19 protein-coding genes are annotated in these 20,269 nt (G+C 56.4%); 10 read left to right on the top strand and 9 right to left on the bottom strand.

Features of this window, described 5'->3' with window-relative positions; all coding sequences use genetic code 11:
* The first annotated feature begins 1 nt into the window (after position 1).
* From C3Z11_RS03200 to C3Z11_RS03170, 7 genes are all read left to right on the top strand, one after another.
* Complete coding sequence (locus tag C3Z11_RS03200) at positions 2–835, top strand: energy transducer TonB family protein (protein WP_106476213.1); 834 nt, start codon at positions 2–4, stop codon at positions 833–835.
* A 36-nt stretch (positions 836–871) separates the two neighbouring features.
* The gene (locus tag C3Z11_RS03195; protein ID WP_262927206.1) at positions 872–3,166 is read left to right on the top strand and encodes a TonB-dependent receptor; all 2,295 of its coding nucleotides are present in this window, start codon (positions 872–874) and stop codon (positions 3,164–3,166) included.
* A 66-nt stretch (positions 3,167–3,232) separates the two neighbouring features.
* Positions 3,233–3,874 carry a MotA/TolQ/ExbB proton channel family protein gene (locus tag C3Z11_RS03190; protein WP_106476211.1) on the top strand — a complete coding sequence of 214 codons (642 nt, stop codon included), beginning with the start codon at positions 3,233–3,235 and terminating at the stop codon, positions 3,872–3,874.
* Positions 3,875–3,888: 14 nt separating this feature from the next.
* Positions 3,889–5,586, top strand: coding sequence for a bifunctional metallophosphatase/5'-nucleotidase (locus C3Z11_RS03185; RefSeq protein ID WP_106476209.1), 1,698 nt, complete (start codon positions 3,889–3,891; stop codon positions 5,584–5,586).
* 438 nt (positions 5,587–6,024) lie between these two features.
* Entirely contained in the window at positions 6,025–6,264 is a 240-nt protein-coding gene (locus C3Z11_RS03180) for a hypothetical protein (RefSeq protein ID WP_106476207.1), read from the top strand.
* Complete coding sequence (locus tag C3Z11_RS03175; protein WP_106476205.1) at positions 6,257–7,717, top strand: sodium:solute symporter family protein; 1,461 nt, start codon at positions 6,257–6,259, stop codon at positions 7,715–7,717. The genes C3Z11_RS03180 and C3Z11_RS03175 overlap by 8 nt, the downstream gene beginning before the upstream one ends.
* Positions 7,718–7,731: 14 nt before the next feature.
* Positions 7,732–8,211: a DUF4186 domain-containing protein gene (locus tag C3Z11_RS03170; protein WP_262927205.1), complete on the top strand. Its 480-nt coding sequence runs from the start codon at positions 7,732–7,734 to the stop codon at positions 8,209–8,211.
* A gap of 19 nt (positions 8,212–8,230) precedes the next feature.
* Here the strand turns inward: C3Z11_RS03170 and C3Z11_RS03165 are convergent, their stop codons facing one another.
* The 6 genes from C3Z11_RS03165 to C3Z11_RS03140 form a co-directional block, all read right to left on the bottom strand.
* Positions 8,231–8,551: a DUF1090 family protein gene (locus C3Z11_RS03165; RefSeq protein ID WP_106476203.1), complete on the bottom strand. Its 321-nt coding sequence runs from the start codon at positions 8,549–8,551 to the stop codon at positions 8,231–8,233.
* Positions 8,552–8,921: 370 nt separating this feature from the next.
* Positions 8,922–10,598 (bottom strand): catalase, encoded by a 1,677-nt coding sequence (locus C3Z11_RS03160; protein ID WP_106476201.1) that lies wholly within the window; start codon positions 10,596–10,598, stop codon positions 8,922–8,924.
* A gap of 346 nt (positions 10,599–10,944) precedes the next feature.
* Positions 10,945–11,502, bottom strand: coding sequence for a type 1 glutamine amidotransferase domain-containing protein (locus C3Z11_RS03155; protein WP_262927204.1), 558 nt, complete (start codon positions 11,500–11,502; stop codon positions 10,945–10,947).
* 126 nt (positions 11,503–11,628) lie between these two features.
* A complete protein-coding gene (locus C3Z11_RS03150; RefSeq protein WP_106476197.1) occupies positions 11,629–12,633 on the bottom strand; it encodes an aldo/keto reductase in 1,005 nt (334 codons plus the stop codon).
* Between the two features lie 109 nt (positions 12,634–12,742).
* Positions 12,743–13,306: a type 1 glutamine amidotransferase domain-containing protein gene (locus C3Z11_RS03145; RefSeq protein WP_106476195.1), complete on the bottom strand. Its 564-nt coding sequence runs from the start codon at positions 13,304–13,306 to the stop codon at positions 12,743–12,745.
* A 297-nt stretch (positions 13,307–13,603) separates the two neighbouring features.
* Positions 13,604–14,599, bottom strand: a complete 996-nt coding sequence (locus C3Z11_RS03140) for an aldo/keto reductase (RefSeq protein WP_106476193.1) — start codon at positions 14,597–14,599, stop codon at positions 13,604–13,606.
* 232 nt (positions 14,600–14,831) lie between these two features.
* Between C3Z11_RS03140 and rmuC the strand changes: the two genes are divergently transcribed.
* On the top strand, positions 14,832–16,229 hold the full coding sequence (gene rmuC / locus C3Z11_RS03135) for a DNA recombination protein RmuC (protein ID WP_106476191.1): 1,398 nt from the start codon (positions 14,832–14,834) through the stop codon (positions 16,227–16,229).
* A 32-nt stretch (positions 16,230–16,261) separates the two neighbouring features.
* Here the strand turns inward: rmuC and C3Z11_RS03130 are convergent, their stop codons facing one another.
* The 3 genes from C3Z11_RS03130 to C3Z11_RS03120 all read right to left on the bottom strand — a co-directional run bounded on the left by C3Z11_RS03130 (position 16,262) and on the right by C3Z11_RS03120 (position 18,967).
* Complete coding sequence (locus C3Z11_RS03130; protein WP_262927203.1) at positions 16,262–17,065, bottom strand: DUF1206 domain-containing protein; 804 nt, start codon at positions 17,063–17,065, stop codon at positions 16,262–16,264.
* 152 nt (positions 17,066–17,217) lie between these two features.
* Positions 17,218–17,694, bottom strand: coding sequence for a Dps family protein (locus tag C3Z11_RS03125; protein WP_106476189.1), 477 nt, complete (start codon positions 17,692–17,694; stop codon positions 17,218–17,220).
* A gap of 133 nt (positions 17,695–17,827) precedes the next feature.
* A complete protein-coding gene (locus tag C3Z11_RS03120) occupies positions 17,828–18,967 on the bottom strand; it encodes a glycerate kinase (protein ID WP_106476187.1) in 1,140 nt (379 codons plus the stop codon).
* A gap of 271 nt (positions 18,968–19,238) precedes the next feature.
* Between C3Z11_RS03120 and C3Z11_RS03115 the strand changes: the two genes are divergently transcribed.
* Both C3Z11_RS03115 and C3Z11_RS03110 read left to right on the top strand, forming a co-directional pair.
* Positions 19,239–19,811: a hypothetical protein gene (locus C3Z11_RS03115; RefSeq protein WP_158700909.1), complete on the top strand. Its 573-nt coding sequence runs from the start codon at positions 19,239–19,241 to the stop codon at positions 19,809–19,811.
* A complete protein-coding gene (locus C3Z11_RS03110; RefSeq protein ID WP_106476184.1) occupies positions 19,811–20,230 on the top strand; it encodes a hypothetical protein in 420 nt (139 codons plus the stop codon). The genes C3Z11_RS03115 and C3Z11_RS03110 overlap by 1 nt, the downstream gene beginning before the upstream one ends.
* Positions 20,231–20,269: the final 39 nt, after the last annotated feature.

Genomic DNA, 20,269 nt, shown 5'->3' with positions numbered 1-20,269 from the left:
CATGTTCGCTATTTATAAGGCTCGCAAGCTAATTGCGTGTGTCCCCTCGGCTTTTCTTCTGGCAGCCATGGCTTATTCGGCCACGCATGAAGATCTAAAAATAAAGCCGAAATATGACGAAAGCACGGTTGAGTTGGCCTTGATAGATTCAGCGGAGCTAGCGCCACAGCCCGAACCGGTACCGGATATTGTGCCGCCAGAGCCAGAGCCAGATCTTGTCAAAGCCGAGGTGCCGCCGCTCCCTGTGGCTGAAGAGGCGGAGATTGTCGAACCTCCGAAACCCAAACCCAAACCCAAACCCAAACCCAAACCCAAACCCGAGCCAAAGCCAAAAAAGCAGGAAAAGCCCAAGCCTGAGCCGAAGAAGCAGGAAAAGCCCGAGCCAAAAGTGGTTAAAAAGGAGGTGAAGCCTGCGGCCGACGTGAAGCCAAATAAACCGCAACCTGTGACAGATGTGGCGAAAAATGCTTCGACGCCATCAGCGTCATTACACAAGGCTGCCTCAGCCTCAACGGCCAATAATGCTGAAGTTTTGGAAAATAAATATACCGAGGAATTACGTCGGGAACTTGAAAATTATAAGCAATACCCTCGGGGGCGAGAGGCATCTCTGCAACGTCCTGAAGGTGCCGTTGTACTGTGGCTGATTGTAGACCGAAGCGGAAACGTTATCGATTCAGGGATCGAGACGAAAACCAGAAACATGTTGTTGAACAGAGCCGCAATGACAAGCTTGGGCCGGATGAAGAAAGTCTCACCTTTCCCAGCCGAGGCATTCTCGGGAAAAGAAAAACAAAGATTCACCGTGACGTTTAACTACACAGCAAGGCGATAGCCGTTTTTCATATTAATAATCATAGGGAGCGGGACAGTGAAACTAAGTAAGCCTCATGCAATGTTGTTGGCGGCCAGCATGGCGGGATATACACCTTATGCGTTAGCTCAAGAGGCAACGGCTACTGATAGCGATCAAGAATCAACCGTTAGCGAAAGCAGTCAGGAAACGATGGATGTCGGCGAGGTTAACGTCCAAGGTCAGACGTTGGGCAACGGCCTCATGGTACAGGAAGACAGCGGCAAGGCACGCTCCACCGTAACTAAGGAGGCGTTGGACAAGATGACGCCTACCGCGAATGCCTTGGATAAACTCAAGTACACGCCTGGCATCAACGTGACCACCGCTGATTCCACGGGGCTGAGCGGTACCAATTTCACTATGCGCGGCATGAACTCCGACCAGGTCGGCTTGTCGATGGACGGTATTCCGATCAACGATTCGGGTAACTACGCCGTATACCCTAACCTCTTGGGCGATCCTGAAAACCTCAGCGAGATTTTCGTCACGCAGGGGTCTTCGGAAGCCGACGCCCCGCATATCGGTTCCAGCGGCGGTAACATCGGTCTGGTGACCATGCGGCCTACAGATGACTTCAATGTCTTTGTCAAACAGACGGTGGGTTCGAATAACCTGAAGAAAACATTCGCCCGCCTTAATACGGGTGAATACAACGGGTTTCGCAGCTACCTTTCTGCCTCCCATGAAGAGGCAGACAAATGGAAAGGGGAAGGTAGCCTCAAGGCCGACAAGGTCGAGTGGAATGCGCTGTTCGAAGACGGCAACGGCAACTCCACCAATGCAATCGTGAAGTACCATCGTCAGGAAAATTATAATTACATGACGATTAGCAAGGAGCAGTTCGAGACTTATGGGCGTGATTACGACTATGCGGAAACGCCACAGCGCAACAGCAGCGGGCAGATCACCAACTATTACAAGCTGAATCGCAACCCGTTCGAGAATCTAACGGCGTCATTGACCCAGCGTCTCCAACTGCGTGATGACCTTACTCTGACCCTGCAGCCTTATTACTACTGGGCCAATGGCGGTAGTTTCAGTTCTGGTTCGGCTTCCACGTTATCCAGCAGCTCGGATCAGGCTGGCAATTACGATCTGAGCAATTTGTCCTCAAATACCTACTACCGGCCGTCCTGGACCGAAACCTGGCGTTCGGGTATCACGACCAAGATGAGGTGGGACCTCAACGAGGCGCATAGCCTGGATTTTGGCTATTGGTATGAACGCGCGCGCCAACGCCAGAGCCAACCGTATATCGCAATTAATGAGGACGGCACGCCCGAGGACATCTGGGCCGATTACGAGTCATCCAATCAGGTCGTCGATGCGAATGGTCAAACCGTACAGGGCCGGAACTATTACACGGTTACGCCTGCCCAGAAGCTTTGGGCCCAGGATACCTGGTACTTCTCGCCGGATCTGACGTTCACTACTGGGCTTTCCTATGAGTACGTTGAGCGCAAGGGCAGTAAGCGCGAAAGCCTTTATGACGAGCCGGAGAAGCGCGAGGCGACCTACCACGAGTTCTTGCCGAACTTCAGTACGAAATACCAGATCAACGCGGACAACCAGGCGTTTTACAACGTCACGCGCAACATGCGTACCCCGCAGAATTACGTGCTGTATAACACCGGGGACTCAATCAACCTCGACCCCGAGCTCAGCTGGAACCATGAGCTTGGCTGGCGCTTCAGCCGGGACGACATGGCGCTCAGCGCCACGGCATTCTATCTGACCTTCAAGGACCGCCAGCTCTCTAGTCGCGATACTGATGGCGAATACGTGATGATTAACGTGGGGGAGGTGGTGAACAAGGGTCTGGAGCTCGAGTGGAGCGGACTGCTGCCGCATAACTTCAATTATTACGCTTCCTACACCTACACGGAGTCGGAGCAGCAGGACAACATCACTACCCGTGGCGTTGAGCTGCCGACGGAGGGCAAGCAGGTCGCTAACGTTCCCAAGAACATGTTCAACCTGAGTGTTGGTTACGACGATGGTCGCTACTACGGCAATATCGTCGGGAAGTATGTCGGCTCCTACTACGGCGACCTTACCAATGATGAAAAGATCTCTGGAAGGACAGTCTTCGATCTGAATACCGGAGTCAGGTTACCTGTCGACAATACGATGCTCAAGAGCGCAGCCATACGCTTCTCCATCAACAACCTCTTCGACAAGGAGTATCTCAGTTCCGCAAGTAGTATCGGCTTCAATGCCGAGCCATACAACGGGCTGAGCTCCAACACATCCTATTACAACGTGGGGGAAGAGCGCACCGCGGTGGTCTCCCTCGAAGCAACCTTCTAAATGAATCTGTCGGCTTCGGTATTCTTGCCGAAGCCGATGCCCTTGTACGGCTATTGAGGTTTCACCATGAACATGGACCTGCTCCACGATTTAACCTTCTACATTCTTTACGGTGCGGCAGCCCTGGCGGCGTTCGTCATCGTCGAGCGAGGCGTTTTCTTCAGCTTTAATCTGCGTCAGGCCGTCAAGCTCGAAACGGCGTTAAATCCTCAGACGCAGAGCATCGAGGAATTGCCTGAGCAGCTGGTGCGCCGTAAAAGCCTGCCGCTGGAATTGCTACGCCAATTATTTGAGCAGAAGCGGGGCCTGACGACGCACAAGGATCTGGAAGATTTGAGTGAATCAATCTATATCGCGACGCGCAGCAGATTGACGTCGGGGCTCTGGATCCTCGAGACGGTGGTCACTGCTGCTCCGCTGCTGGGACTGCTGGGTACGATTCTTGGCATCATCGACACGTTCAAGGTGCTTGCGGAGGCGGGTGTGTCCGATCCCGGTGAAGTCTCAAGAGGGATCGGCACGGCGCTATATGCCACGGCACTGGGCATTGCCGTCGCCTTGATGGGCATGGTGTTCCATAACCATTTTCAGGACCGTATCGAGAAGCTTACGGATCATCTGAAGATTCTGCTGCTGCGTGCTGGCATGGACACGCCTTTTCAGCAAGAGAGGGAGGCAACGCCCGCTCATTCAGTCCGGTTAACGTGATGATGAGCTTACCCATGTTTCAAAATAGGTCATCGCGACGCTGGCTGGCGGTTTGCATGCTGCTGGTACTGCCCGGGTGTGCAAGCCCGCAGCGTACGCCCGTCGACGTCAACATCCTGGCCATCAATGACTTTCACGGTTACATCGAGGCGAATCCTTTTCGTTACCCTGATCCGACGGCACCGGACGGTGTCCGTACGGTCAATGCTGGCGGCATCGCTACTCTCGGCGGCATGCTGGACACTTTTCGTGAGCAGGATCCACAACTCCTGTTTATCAGCGCAGGCGATCTGGTCGGGGGGAGTCCACCGATCTCTGCGATGTGGGCCGATGAGCCGACAATTGAAGCCTTCACCATGATGGGGCTGAAGTTATCGGCGCTAGGTAACCATGAGCTGGATGCCGGGAAGGAGGAGCTGCTCCGCCAGATTAGAGGAGGTTGCGAGTCTGTTCGCAAGGACAAGGCTTGTACGTTCAAGGCCAATTTCAGCGGTGCCGGTTTTCCCTATTTAGCCGCGAACGTCATTGATACGCAGACAGGCAACAGCCTGCTGCCAGCTTATCGCATCGAGGAAGTGCACGGCGTCAAGGTGGCCTTTGTGGGCGCGGTACTGCGTGATGTGGCGTCAGTCGTCAGACCCAGCGGCATGGAAGGATTAAAAGTCACTGATGAGGCCGAAGCGATCAACAAGTTGATCCCGGAACTTGATAAGCAGGGCGTCAACGCCATTGTTGCCGTCATCCATCAAGGAGGCAGCACGCCAGAGCCGTTCGACAAGCCCGACTGTCAGCATCTGCAAGGCGATATCGTAGACATCGCTCAGCGTTTGTCGCCAAAGGTCGACGTGCTTGTCTCCGCGCATACGCACCAAGGGTATCTTTGCCGTGTCGGACGCCTGACGGTAACGCAAGGGGATTCTTACGGGCATGTATTAACGCACCTTACTCTGAGCGTAATGCCGGGTGAGCATCAGGTGACGGTTGTCAAAGCCGAGAACCTGATCGCAGATCCCAAGCGCTACGTGGCAGATCCCAAGCTTGCCGCATTGCAGGCCGAAATCGAGTCGCAAAGTCGAAAAATACTGCAAAAGCCCATTGCCCGTATCCAGGGTAAACGGATTGGTCACGAGACGAATCAGGCGGGTGAAGCACAGGCGGGAGACCTGATTGCCGACGCTCAATTGGCTGCGGTCAAACCCATGGGGGCGCAAGTGGCATTTATGAATCCCGGCGGAATTCGTGGTGATTTCATGCTCGAACCTGGACAGACGTACCTGACGTATTCGCAGGTGGCCAGTATTCAACCCTTCAATAACAGCTTGATCCTACTCACCTTGACGGGTGCTCAGCTGCAAGAGTTGTTGAATCAGCAGTGGCGTAAGGATGGAGGCTTCAGTCCTTTGCAGGTGTCGAGTAGCTTCAGCTATCGTTGGGATGCTGGTCGACCGACAGATGACCGTGTGGTGCCCGGAAGTATGCGCATCGAGGGTAAGCCGGTCGATGCGGAGCAGCTCTATGGTGTGGTAGTCAACGATTTTCTAGCCGAAGGCGGCGACGGCTTTTCTGTCTTGAAGGACGCCAAGACGCATCGCGATACGGGTATTTCCGATCTCGAAGCGTTGATTGCTCATCTCACCGCTCTGGATGAAGCCGGGACGCCAGCGGGCATGGCCCAGTCCGAGCGTATCGTCAGAGTCGACAAAGCCCTGTGAAACCGAGCCCCGGAGTAACCCAAGCGGTTATTCCGGGGCTCCGGTATCGATATCCGACGAATCGGGTCGCTGCCACAACTAAATAAGCCGACGTGTAGCAGCACAAATAACAACCAGGCATTAAGGCCGACGTTGCAGACCCCTCCGCCACGGCACTTCTTGATCTCTATCACCGTTACGCATTTCACCACCGGTGTACTTTGACCATATCGAGGTACATATTATCTTCTGGAGCACCCCGAGCGGCCGTGCGAGCAGCAGGTATTTCCGGTCGAGTTGATGGTGCGCGATTCGACGCGCCGGCCGCTGAAGGAGAAAGACAAAAACGCAGAGGCGTAACCTGCCGTTTCCGCTGCCCTGCCATGTACAATCGCTTCTCGGTCAATTAACTGACCATGATTGCCTCCGTTTATCGTTTATCTTGGATAGGGAACTGTCATGAAGCAGGGCATCGTGCTGCCGACCACCCGGCGTGGCTGGGTATTGTTTGTGCTGTTCATCGCCTTGATCGCCGCCGGCTGCTGGCCGCTGATTGCGCTGGTCAACCATGCCCGCGTGGTGTTCGGCTTGCCACTGATCACCGTGTGGGCCTACGCGATCGTGTTGGCCAGCGTGGTGTTGATGGTGATCGCCAACCGTCTGCTGGGCGCAGGTGAGCGGGAGGACAGTCATGACTAGCGCCATACCGCTGGCGATCACGCTGGCTTATGTCGTCATCGCATTGGTGATTGGCCTCAGGGCGCGCGGCGGGCGCTCGATGCAGGCGCTGGAAGAATGGGGCGTGGCCGGGCGCAGCATGAACGCGGTGGTGCTTTACCTGCTGATCGGCGCTGGCAGCATCAGTGCCTATACCTTCATGGGCGCGCCGGGGTGGGCCTACAGCAAGGGCGTGCCGGTGTTCTACGTGGTGATCTATCTTTCTTATCTCGCCATCGTTGCGTGGTACTTCGGTCCCAAGGTATGGGAGTTCGGCGCACGCTTCGGCCATGTCACCCAAGCCAGTGCCATCGCTGACCGCTACGAAAGCGCCGCGCTCGGCGCACTCGCTGCCTTCGTGATGTCGATCGGCACGCTTGCCTACGCGGTACTGCAGACGATTGGCTCGGCCTACATCCTCAACGTGATGAGTGGGGGCAAGATTCCGGTGTGGGCCGGCGTTACGCTGGTGCTTGGCGTGATGGCGATCTATCTCTACGTCAGCGGTCAGCGCGCCATCGGCCTGACCAACGCGTTTCAGGGCGCGCTGATGCTGATGGTGGCCTGGGCGATCGGGCTGTGGGCAACCCATGCGTTTACAGGGCAGTGGTGGTTCGGCGACATCTTCACACGGTTCAAGGCTGAGCGGCCCGAGTTCTTAACGCTGCCCGGCGCTGGCGGCGACATGAGCTTCGCATTCTGGACCACTTCGATCATCGTCTCGATGCTATCGTTCATGCCTCCGGTATGGACCCAGTGGATGAGCGCGCGTTCCAAGCAGACCATTCGCACCAGTGCGACCTGGCTGCCGACCTACTACGTGGTGATTCTGCCGATGGTGGTGGTCGGCTTCATTGGCGTGTTCAGCCTGCCTAATCTGGCCCGTGCCGATACTGTCGCGTTGGAGATGGCGCTGGCCTCGATGCCGGTGGTGCTGACGGGGCTTCTCGGCGCCGGCACGCTGGCGGCGGCGATGTCATCGTGCGAGCCGTTCATCCATTCAGCGGCGTTGACCTATGCCAAGGATATCCTCCAGCCGGCATTCAAGCTCTCCAATGCCGCTACTGGCCGGCTGGCTCGCATGTTGCTGATTCCGATCATGGCGCTGATCGTCGCACCGGTGGCGATCACCGAGCCGGCCAATCTGATTATGATTTTGCTGATCGGGCTCGGTTTTGCCGCTCAGGTGCTGCCGGCATTTATTGGCATGTTCTTCTGGCCGCGCGCTTCAAAGGTGGGCGTTACGGCAGGTATCGTGGCGGGCTTCGCGCTGACGGTATTATTCACCGTAGTGTTCAAGAACCCGCTCGGTATCCACGCCGGCTTCTGGGGACTGATGCTTAACCTGCCGGTATTCGTAGCGGTGTCGCTTAAGACGCGTCCGGCTTCGGCTGATGTCACCGCACGCTTTTTTGCCATCGCGCGGCGCTTCTGAGACGATATTGATAAATGAAAGGCACTGACCATTTGGAGCGTGGTCAGCGTCTTTTCTATACTGAAGGCATGACCGAGCGTATGGATCGTATCGATGAGGTGCTCACCCGACTGCAGGATTCTGCATTTCGGCGCAAGTTCCGCCTTGGCGCGAAGGAGCGGGTCTATCTCGACGCCAAGGGCGATGCGCTGATTGCTGCGCATGCCTATGACTTTATCGCCCGGCGTTTGGCGCCGGCGATGCCACCCAATGATGGTAAGCAGACGCCGTGGCGGGGCCATCCAGTGTTCATTGCCCAGCACGCCACCGGTACGTGCTGTCGCAGTTGCCTGGCTAAATGGCATGGCCTCGACAAGGGGCGCGCATTGAGCGCGGCTGAGCAGGCGTATGTCGTCGCCGTGATTGCGCGCTGGCTGGGGCTGCGTGCGGCTGATGACAACCAGCATGGAAATGGCTCAGCCCCATCTCCCGAGCAGACCCCGTTTCACTTCTAGTCCGTTTCTCAAAAGGTGGTTATTGATCGTTCTGTTGACGCTGCGTCCGCAGGCGTCGTTCCTCTTCGCGTTCTTGCTGGCGTTCTCTTACTTGATCGGCACGTTCGCGAATTGTCTCGGTACGTTGTTCCTGCTGTTTGTTGCCCAGGCAGCGTGTACGAGCGCTCTCTGCTCTGCTGCGTAGCTGTGCGGCATGGCTATCATCGCCTTGGGCGCGGGCCTGCGCAGCGCTGTTGGTCATTGTCTGACGCTGAGCGCTACAGTCATCGGCAAGGGCAGGGGTGATGTGCCACACGGCAAATACTGCACCGAGAGCCACTGTTCGAATGTATGGGGTCATGAATACCTCCTGGCATGCTGCGTAGTGATCAGTCTAGCCGCTAAGTGCCATCGTTGCCTGATGACTTGCGCTCGGGGTGCTGTTCGGTGTGATGAGGTTGATGAAAGCGTCCCCAGGGTACGGGGCACGTTGTTTTATCTTATGAGGAAAGGTTAATGGTGGATGCCGGATGTACCGCCACCGGTTAGCGCAGTTTTGAACAGGTCGATGAAGTGATGAAACGTCCAAGCGTGGCATCGGCGATAGAAAAGGTGCAGCAATAAAAATCCGGATGCCTGATGGCATCCGGACCCCTCGTAGTGAGTGACATTGTCGATGTAGCAACAAGCCACTCTCTACGTCGGCATTACTTCACCGGTGGCGTGCTTTTTTACTGACCGGGATAGGTCTGCTTCGATTCCATCATCCCGCTCAGAACTTCTTCGGCAGTCGCCGGGCGGTTCTCGACCGAGCTGGTCCACTTGCCCCAGACGGTTGGATCGATCTTGTCGCCGTTGTTGCCGAGCTTGGCGAGGCGCTGCTTGTCTTCTTCCGTCAGTACCTGACTGTGCAACGGCTCGAGATGACGCACGTCGTCGGCGCTCATGCCGATCATCTGGCCGATACGGTTGCCGTAGTCATCGTGAATCAGGAACAGGTGCCACAGCATGCGTTCCTGCACATCGCGCTCACACTGCTGCAGCATTCCGCCCAGCACGTTGATAAGCTCGTCGCGCTCCCAGTCCATCATAGTGTTGTAACGGGCGCGCGGCTGAACGTAATCATTGCGGCGTTCGATCACGCTGCGTGTCAGCTGGCCTCTGATCTCGGGCGGGTTCTCAGGACGACGCTCGGCTTCCTGCAGGCCATTATGAATGGACGGCTCGAAGTTGATGTGCGGATTCTGGCCCGGCGCCTTGTCGACGTAGTACTCCATCGACCCACCGCGCTGGTTGGTCGCCACCCGGGCATTCTTCGCCTGGTTGACCGGCAGCTGCAGGTAGTTAGCACCGATGCGATAGCGCTGGGTGTCGGAGTAGGAGAAGGTCCGGCCAACCAGCATCTTGTCATCGGAGAAGTCGAGACCGTCGACGAGTACACCCGTACCCATGGCGATCTGCTCGTTCTCGTTGAAATGATCCTGAACGTTACGGTTCAGCGTCATCACGCCAATCTTGCGCAGCGGGAAATCATTCTCCGGCCAGATCTTGGTGTCGTCGAGCGGATCCCAATCGAGTTCGGGGTGATCATGGTCTTCCATGATCTGTACGAACACGTCCCACTGCGGATAGTCACCGCGTTCGATCGCGTCATACATATCCTTGGAAGCGGAGCCGAGATCCTGCCCCTGCACCTTAGCGGCTTCAGCCTCTGTCAGGCTGGCAACGCCACAGCGCGGGTGGAAGTGGTATTTCACCAAGACCGTCTCGCCGTGCTCATTGACCATCTTGTAGGTGTTGACGCCGAAACCTTCCTGATGGCGATAGGACGCCGGAATGCCGCGCGGGCTGAACAGGTGCGTCAGCATGTGCATCGATTCCGGCGTCTGGCTCATGAAGTCCAGTATGCGGTTCGGTTCCTGGCGGAAGGTGACCGGATCGGGCTTCAGGGAGTGGATGACATCAGGGAACTTGATGGCATCACGGATGAAGAAGACTGCCAGGTTGTTACCGACCAGATCCCAGTTGCCTTCTTCCGTGTAAAACTTGACCGCGAAACCGCGTGGGTCACGGGCGGCTTCGGAAGAATCACGGCCACCGATAACGGTTGAGAAACGAATCGCCAGATCGGTCTTCTTGCCTGCTTCCTGGAACAGCTTGGCGCGGGTGTACTTAGACGCCGGCTCGTCACCAATCATGCCGGTCGCTTCGAATTCGCCGTAGGCGACGAAGCCGCGCGCGTGAACGATACGCTCAGGAATACGCTCGCGGTCGAAATGACTGATCTTTTCGAGGAATTGATAGTTTTCCAACGTTGCTGGGCCACGGCTGCCGACCGTACGCTGGGACTGATTGTTACTGACAGGGTGACCTTGACGGTTAGTCAGGACCCGATCTTTATTATCCATATCTCACTCCTGTGCGGACGCTCAGCGAACATGCTGGGCTGGGCATCCATGACTAGTCACAAAACAATTCTGGCTACTAGAGCGTAGCATGGGCACATGACAGTTTTTGCCTTACTTTTTTTATGACTATTATTACTATATTCAATCGCTCTTTGTCTTTACATCTTCTGAATTTTGCTTGGCAAACTGAAAGGCAGATATTGGTGGCCGCATAGAGGGTAGTGTTGGCAACGCATAAAGCTCGGCTACCGGTCAGGTAGCCGAGCTTTATAATGTGCTATATAGCAAGTGATCGATTACTGCCGATTACGCTTGAACTGGCGTTGCGGCAACGTTAGAAGACAGTTCAGGCATGCTGTTTGCGATGTTTGCCTTCGCTGATCTCCTCGACCAACTTGGCATTGAATGCCTCAAGATCCTTCGGGGTACGGCTGGTAACAAAGCCGCTATCGACGATTACTTCCTTGTCTTCCCACTTGGCGCCGGCATTCTTGAGATCCTGCGAGATGGATGGCACGGACGTCATGTTACGTCCTTCAACTACGCCAGCATTGATTAAAATCCAGGGTGCGTGACAGATAGCACCGACAGGCTTATGCGCTGCGAAGAAGCTGCGAACGAAAGTTAAAACTTTCTCGTTGGTACGCAGTACATCCGGATTGAAATGACCGCCTGGCAGCATCAGTGCGTCGTAATCGGCTTCGCTGACTTCGTCAATAGTCTTGTCGACAGTGTAATTATCGCCCCAGTCGGTTTCCGCCCAAGCACGAATCTCGCCGCCTTCTGGCGCAACGATATCCACTTCAATCCCTTGCGCCTGCATCGCTTCGCGCGGTGAACTCAGCTCGGCTTCTTCAAAGCCATGTGTTGCCACGATTGCAACGCGTGTACCTTGTAAACTCATTTCAACGTCCTCCATGTCGTCGATTTAAACTTAAACACTCTACCTATTACTGGACCATTAACTCGGCCCTGAGTTCTGCTATTGGCCTTTCTGATAGCCTTAAATTCTTACGGTAACTCTGCCAACTTACTGCTCTAATTCATTGCGTAAAGGCGGCGCCATGAAGCTTTCAGGGCCGATCGGATCTTTAATGGTGTCAAGCAGGATACGATCGATCTCTTTCATGGCGGCGTCATCAAGCGAGAAATTCCACAGCTCGGTAACCACATCCAGCTGCTCGGGATGACGCGCAGCCCAGATGGGCAGGTGAGTTTCTTCGCGGTCGATCAACCAGCGCAGCGCAAGATGGACAACGTGCTTGCCATAATTGTCGCGGGCAAAATCCTCAAGCATATGCAGGGCGCTGCGGTACTGGGTAAGGCGCGGCTCCTGCCATTTAGGATCGGCGGAGCGCACAAAGATGTCTTGCTGCTTGTCATCCAGAGATGACGTGGACAACATGCCGCGACACAACGCGCTGAACGTCATGACCGTGACATCCCGATCTTCCAGAAAGGGAATCAATTCCTCTTCAATACCGCGCTCGAACAGGTTGTAAGGCGGCTGGATGACATCAGCTCGGCAGATCTGCTCGAATTCATTGATCTGATCCGGCGTGAAATTGCTGACACCTACTGCACGGATTTTGCCACTGTCACGTAGCTCTTGCATCGCCTGGGCCGTTTCCTGCATCGGTGTACTCGGGTCGGGCCAATGCACATGGTAAAGATCGATGTAATCGGTCTGCAGATGGCGTAATGCGTTTTCAGCTTCTTCAAGAATGCGCTTGCGACTACCGTCACGATAAAGTTGCTGGTCGCTGGTCCAGTTGAGGGCGCATTTGTCGGAAAGCAAAATCTTGTCGCGGAGACCGGCCTGTTTGACGGCCTTGCCGACGGTCTCCTCGGCCTTGCCAAAGCCGTAGTCGTCAGCGGTATCAATACAGGTAAAGCCGCATTCAAGCGCCTTGTGGATAGTGCAAATCGATTCCTTTTCGTCACTACCCCCCCACATGGCACCGCCAATCGGCCAAGTGCCTAGCGCAAAGCGACTAGAACGCATGTCTGTACCGGGAAGATCGATCGAATCCATGATGTTTCTCCCGTGGTCGCATGTCATAAAAGGCAACAGGTGTATCGCTTCAAGCAAGGCATCTTGCTAAATGGGCCTGCCAAGCAAGATGCCCTGCGCGAAGACAGATTTAAGCGTGTTGCTTGCTGTGCTTACCTTCGTCGATCTCTTCAATCAGCTTGGCATTGAAGGCATCGAGATCGTCCGGCTTGCGGCTGGTGACAAAGCCGCTGTCGACGACTACTTCCTCATCGACCCAGTTGGCGCCAGCATTTTTCAGATCCTGAGCGATGGACGGATAGGAGGTCATGGTGCGACCTTCAACGACGTCAGCATTGATCAGAATCCACGGGCCGTGACAGATGGCGCCTACCGGCTTGTGATCCTTGAAGAACTGACGTGTAAAACTGAGTGCCTGATCGTTCTGACGCAGCTGATCCGGGTTGAGCACCCCGCCTGGCAGCATCAGCGCGTGATAATCGCTTGACTTGACCTCGTCGAGGGTACGGTCAACCGGATAATCACCGCCCCACTCGGTCTTGGCCCAGGCACGAATGGTGCCACTCTTGGGCGCTACAATATCTATCTGTGCACCGGCATCCTGAAGCGCCTTGCGCGGCGAGGCGAGTTCGGCTTCTTCAAAACCATCAGTGGCGAGAATAGCGACGCGAGTTCCGTTAAGTTGCTGGCTCATATCGATGGACTCCTTGTCTTATCGAGTACGTGCAAAATTGACTGCTTCGTAAAGGATCGCGGCGGCCGATAAGGCCATCCCGCAGAAATCACTGCTGCCACGATCCTTGATGGCCTAATCCAGACCATGTTTATCGAAACGTTCTAAAAGCGTAGACACTCTTTTGTGGTGTCGCACAGCTCCTTACACATCATTACGTGCTGATAGCACCATGGCTTTTCGCAACACCTTTGTGGCTCTTTACACCTCGCTGCGCGTCGGCGGAGCCATGGCTTTCCATAACACCTTCATGGCTCCTTACACTTCGCTACGCGTCGGCGGAGCCATGAACTCGGGCCCAACCGGGTCCTTGACAGTGTCCTTGAGGATGCGGTCGATGTCCTGCTTGGCTTTCTCATCGAGTGACCAGCCCATTACTTCATTAGCGGGGTCGAGTTGATCAGGGCGACGTGCGCCCCATAGCGCCACGGATACGCCGGGCTGATCGAGCAGCCAGCGTAGTGCCAGGTGCAAGATACGTTTGCCGTAATGTTCCTGCGCATAGCGGTCGAGCTGCTCGACAGCGTCGAGATACTGTTCATAGCGCGGCGATTGGAACTTGGGGTCGCTCTGGCGCAGGTCGTCGCCTTCGAACTGGGTATCGCGCTTCATCTTGCCGGACAGCAGACCACGACACAGCGCGCCGTAGGTCAGCGTGCCGATACCGTCCTCGCGCAGCGCTGGCAGCAGTTCGTCCTCAATGCCACGCTCAAACAGGTTGTAGGGCGGCTGTACGGCGGAGAGCGGGCAGACCTTCTCGAATTCACGGATCTGCTCGACCGAGAAGTTGCTGACGCCCACGGCGCGAATCTTGCCCTTCTGCTTGAGCTCGCGCATCGTTTCGGCGGCTTCGCTGATCTCGCGGGTCGGGTCGGGCCAGTGAATCTGGTAGAGATCGATGTAGTCGGTCTGCAGCCGACGCAGGCTGTCGTCGATCTCCTGTTCGATCCGCGCGCGGCTGGCGTCGCGATAGGGGCCGTTATCGTTCCAGTTCAAGGCGCATTTTGTGGCCACCACCGCTTGATTGCGCAGCCCACCTTCTTTGAGCGCGCGTCCAACCAGTTCCTCCGACCGGCCAAAGCCGTAAACGGCCGCCGTATCGATGCATGTAATGCCGCGCTCGACGGCGCTTTGTACAGTGCGGATCGACTGCTGTTCATCGGTGCCCCCCCACATCCAGCCGCCTATCGCCCAGGTGCCCAAGGCGATACGGCTGGGGTTCAAATCACTATTAGGTAGTGCAATGGTTTCCATACGGTTGTCGTCCCTGTTGGTCTGAACGTTTCGGCTTTGCATCACGCAATTGAGCAAATAATTAGCCGTCTAGTGATGTCTCGTGTCTCCAGACTAGCCAATGATGGGTGTTTTTAAAGGCGCTTCGGCCAATCTTTGGTGCAATCAAGCCGTCTTTTTGAAGCATCAAACGGCGCGTTGATCGGATAAGCTAGCGACATCAATTTCTTGTCAACGCTTAACGGAGCGCCCCATGGAGTCATCGCTCATTGCTGCGGTGCTGATTGCCTTTCTGTTTGGAGCGCTTGGCGCTGCGTTAATCATGCGCATGCGGCTGGCGCGCCTGCGTGACGCCTACCAGCATGACTGCCAGCAGCTCGAACAACGCTATGAGCAGCAGCAGAGCGCACGGGTGGAGGTTGAGCGCATGCTGGCCGAGCGTGATGTCCTGCTGGAGCGCGAACGCCAGCACAGCGGTGAACAGGCGCGTCAGCTCAGTGAGCGCGATCGTCAATTTCAACGTCTGAGCGATGAGTTGCAGCACTGGCAGGCACGTTGTGTTGAGCTTGAGACGATCCGTGACAAGGACAGCGCGCATCACGCCGAGCGGCTGGCGCTGCTCGAAGCAGCACGCGGACAGCTCAAGACCGAGTTTGAGCATCTTGCCGGGCGTATCTTTGACGAGCGCAATCGCACCTTCACGCAGCAGAGTCAGCATAATCTTGAAGCGCTGTTGCAGCCGTTTCGTGAACAGGTTGGGCAGTTTCGTGAGCGTGTCGAAGCGCTGCATGGCGAGGAGATGCGTGAACGTACACGACTTTCCGCCCAGCTGGAGCAGCTTGCCGGGCTCAACCGCCAGATGAGCGAGGACGCTGCCAATCTGACCCGCGCGCTGAAAGGCGACACCAAGATGCAGGGCAACTGGGGCGAGCTGATCCTCGAGAAGGTGCTTGAACGCTCGGGGCTGCGCAAGAACATCGAATACCGGCGTGAGGTGGCGCTTGAGGGCGAGCAGGGCCGTGGCCGTCCGGATGCGATTATCTATTTGCCCGAAGGACGCCATTTGATCGTCGATGCCAAGGTGTCGCTGGTGGCCTACAGCGAATTCGTCAATGCCAGCGAGGACGATGTGCGCGAGCGGGCGCTAAAGGCGCACTTGCGCTCGGTGCGCAACCATGTCGACACACTATCAGCCAAGGACTATCCGCGCCTCAATGGCCTTTCCGCGCCCGATCTGGTCTTCATGTTCATGCCGATCGAGCCGGCCTTCGCCGTGGCCTTCGAGCATGACGATCACCTGTTTCACCATGCGTTTGCCCGCCACATCGTGATCGTTACGCCCACTACGCTGCTTGCCAGCCTGCGTACCGTCGCCAGCCTGTGGCGGATTGAGCAGCAGAATGACAACGCGCGGGCGATCACCGAGCGTGCCGAAAAGCTGCTCGACAAGTTTCACGGCTTCGTCACCAGTATGGAAGAAGTAGGTACGCACTTAGAACGTGCCACCGGCAGCCATCGTCAGGCGATGAACCGGTTATGCACGGGGCAGGGGAGTCTGGTGAGCCAGGCGAGGACGCTCAATGAACTGGGAATAAGAATGAAGAAACAGCTACCGGAAGTCGGTGACGTTGACCCCTATTCAAACCATTGAGCTGGTGACCGGATGCGCCGAAGCCGGTGTCATCAAGCATCGACGTTACGGTAGCGAGCGTTGACAAAACAGTAGCCGCCATAGGCGATAAGCCCTAACGCTACTGCGCCGAGCAGCCACGGGCCGAACGGTTGAGCTGCGAGGGTGACAAGTGCTCCTCCCAAACCTTTGGCCTGGTTCGGGTCGGTATTGATAGCAGCGAGACAGAGAAAGCCGGCAATAATCAGAAAGACAATTCCCCGTGCCGTTAGCCCACAGCGTGAAATGGCATCGGCAATACGCAGGTGATGAGCGGGCATCTCATGGGTATGCCAATTGGCACGCCAGCTACAATGCCAGACCCTCCATATCTGGCGGATACCGACGAAGCCGAACACTACACCAATGATTAATACTGCAGCGATGCCGCCAGGGTGGCTCATGAGCTCTGCGGTGCGCCCACGGGTGGAGCTGTTTCCTGACGCATCGGCCATCAGAAGTTGGATACAATGCAGTGCCAGCGCACCGTAGATCAAGCCACTGATCAGAAAGCCGAGCCGTACAACAATGCCGCGCAGACCTCGGCCCTTATGCTCGGCATCGAAGACAGCCTGAATAATGCGCCAAGCCATGTAGGAAAACAGGCCAGCGGCGAGCAGACCGATCATGACGCTGCCGAAGGGCTGCCCGGCAAGCTCATTGATGGCGGCAGACGTGCCGCCGCGCTGCCCGCCGAGGCCGGCTGCCGCCATCACCGCAAGCCATCCCACCATGACGTAAACGATACCCTTGGCAACATAGCCGAGCCGTGCTGCCAACGTTACCAGGCGCTGGGCATTACCGCTGGGATGATCCAATGGTGCTCCTTGATTTACGGCGTTTCGTTATGTTCAAGCCTAGGAAAAATTTCAGGAACATGCCGCATATGATGCCGTGATGCCTGATTCGAATGAAAAAAAGCCGCTGCACAAGGCAGCGGCTTTTCATAACGTCTCTGACTGAGGCCGTACTATTTACCCAGATAGGCCGACAGCATCCACACGGTCTTTTCCTGCTCGCCAACATAGTCACTGATCTGCGAGGAAGTACCTTCGTCATTGGCCTCGTTGGCGGCGACCAGCACTTCACGCTGGATCTTGATAAGCGTGGAGTAACCCTCAATCATGCCGCGTACACATTCATCACCGTTATGAACGTTGGTGATTTCCTTGACGGTGCTGGTCTTGGCGTAATCACTGTAGGCATGTAGCGGAGTGAAGCCCAGCGTCAGGATACGTTCGGCGACTTCATCGATCTTGGTCAGCAAGGAGGTATAAATCTCCTCGAACTGATTGTGCAGTTCAAAGAATTGCGGCCCCCGAACGTTCCAGTGAAAGCCACGCGCATTCATATAAAAGATTTGGTAGTTGGCCAGCAGTTCGTTGAGTTTGTCAGCCAGTGTGCTAGCGCTGGATGTCTGCATTCCGATGGCATTCATCTCGGACATGATCTTCCTCCTTGAGAGCATATACGTACGTTAAACGTGATTGTTAGCGTAGGCGAAATATACAGGCGCTGCTTAACTATATATGGGGATGAGACGTACAGGTTCAAGAGATGCCCCTTGTGGCCTGGTGTTGTCACTTGGCATGCCCGGCCTGCCACAGGCGAATAACCGACTCGGTGCGATCGGCCAGCAGCTCAGCCGTACGCGGCAGTGCTTCGTCAAGCGTCATCGGACCATCGGCAAGGGCAAAGGCAGCGTTGATGCCTTCATTGAACACCGCTTGCCAGCCCTCACCTAGTCGTCCTACCAAGGCGACGACGGGAACGCCATGCTCGCGTGCGGCACGTGCCACGCCGACCGGTGTCTTGCCGGACAGGCTTTGTCCGTCGAGCTGGCCTTCCCCGGTGATCACCAAATCTGCACGGCTCATTACCTCAAGGCAGCCGACCTGTTCCATGACCAGCGCAATGCCGGGGCGTAGCGTGGCATCAAAAAATGCCAGCGCCGCATAGCCCATGCCACCGGCAGCACCGGCGCCGGGGATGTCACGATGGTCGCTACCAAAGGTCTTGACCGCAACATCGGCCAGACGCGATAGCGCCTGGTCAAGTTGTGCCACCTGATCCGGCGTTGCTCCCTTCTGCGGACCGAATACTGCGCTCGCGCCGCGCGGTCCACACAGCGGATTGTCGACGTCGACGGCAGCTTCAACAGTGAGCTGCGCAAGGCGCCCATCAAGGCCGGAGGTATCGATGCGCGCAAGCTGAGCCAGCGCGGCACCACCGGGAGGAAGCGGTACATCATCCGCATCGAGAAAGCGCGCCCCCAGCGCCATCATCATGCCGCTACCGCCATCGTTGATGGCACTGCCGCCCAGGGTCAGAATCAGGTGTTCGGCACCGGCGTCGAGCGCTTGCTTGATCAATTGGCCAACACCATAAGTGGTGGTGGTGCAGGCGTTGCGCTCTGCGCGGTTCAAACGCTGCAACCCGCTCGCTTCGGCGAGTTCTACAATGGCGGTACGTCGCGGGGCAATCCATCCCCAAGTGGCGCTTACCTCACGGCCGAGCGGGTCCTGGACCATTGCCTGCCGCGCTTCAGCGCCCGTGGCGGCAAGCACGGCATCAAGCGTACCTTCGCCACCATCGCCAAGGGGACGCTCGGTAATCTCGGCATCCGGTAGGGCACGGCGTACACCGCGCGCGATGGCGCTTGCGGCATCGCGCGCGGAAAGTGAATCCTTGAAGCTGTCCGGAGCAATCAGGATATGCATGTCTAAGCGTCCTCGAAGCGGTGATAGCGCGTTGTGATTGTTAATGGTGGCCTTCGGTACGTGGTCCAGCGAGGTGTACCGATAAGCTCTTATCAATGTAACGTAGCCCGCCGTATCGGAAACAGGACTAACGTTGAGCGATGAGATAGTGTGTCGCCAAGCTGACATTATGAGTCGCTTACGGTGCCCTACGTTTGGATCGCTACGCAATCAAGGTGACCGCCTATGCTGTAAGTAAGCAGGCCAGTCACCTGCAGGAGGGTAGGTAATAATGAATCGACAACGACACGGGTATTCTTCTGCAATAGTAGTGACTATTGCTGCGTTTCTCTCTGGCTGTAGCGTCCTTCAGGCGACGAACCCGTTGCAGCAGCCGGAAGTCTCCACGCTGCCCGAGGTCTGCGTGCAGTCGATCGGTAATGTCGATAGAGTCGTCTGGATGCGTGCGGCTGCGGCCACGTTTGAGCAGCAGGGCTTTACCCTTAGAGATACTGAAACGCGCTTGGGACTGATAAGTGCTGAGCGCGTCAGCTCGATGCCGGGCTTGGGAGCCATCAACAGTGCGTGGCGAGGCAGCTGGTACGGGAATTACAATCGGCGCCATTTTGCCGAGGGGCTGGCCGATCCATGGTGGGTCTTTCGCAGCGATCCGGTGCGCACTGAGCGTGTATCGATTGTGGCTGATGGTCATCGGCTCATTGTCACGCGAGGCGAGACAGTGACCGAGAGTGATGGTTTTGATATTCAGGCCCGCGCTGCGGCAACCGTGCCTTTCTGCCAGGCGGTATTTACTGCACTGCGCTCGCGTCTGGATTCATCGGTTTCCCGCCGGGAGAGACCCTGATGCGTATTTTCACCACTACTTCGTTTCTTGATGTGACCCGCCATGCCAAAGGCATCATGCAAAAAGGCGTCACGGTACTTCTAGTTGTGCTGCTGGCAGGATGCGCGGGAGCGCCGGTCGCCTCTAAGCCACGCACCGAAACCTTCTCGGCATCACCTGATCGCGTTCTGCAGGTTATGATGGTCACACTTGCCGAACAGGGGTTCGTGATCGTTCATGGTGATCAGGCCTTGGGCCGGCTCGATGCTGAATATGCAGCCAGACCACCGTGGCGCATCAGCGCTCAGGCCAGCGCTGTGCCCGCCGGCACGCAGCTTGTGCTGAATGGACGGCGCGGCAGCAGCGTATTGGCGCCGGGTGATTTCGATTCACTTGTGATGAGCTTGCAAAATCGGTTAGCGTCGCCCGCGATACCCTGATGCGCCGATGACCTGCGTATGCGCATCGGTAGCAAAAAA

It is taken from the genome of Phytohalomonas tamaricis (assembly GCF_003012345.1).
Taxonomy (GTDB): Bacteria; Pseudomonadota; Gammaproteobacteria; order Pseudomonadales; family Halomonadaceae; genus Phytohalomonas; species Phytohalomonas tamaricis.
The sequence above is the reverse complement of the archived record's forward strand: the minus strand, read 5'-3'. Positions and strand labels throughout refer to the sequence as shown.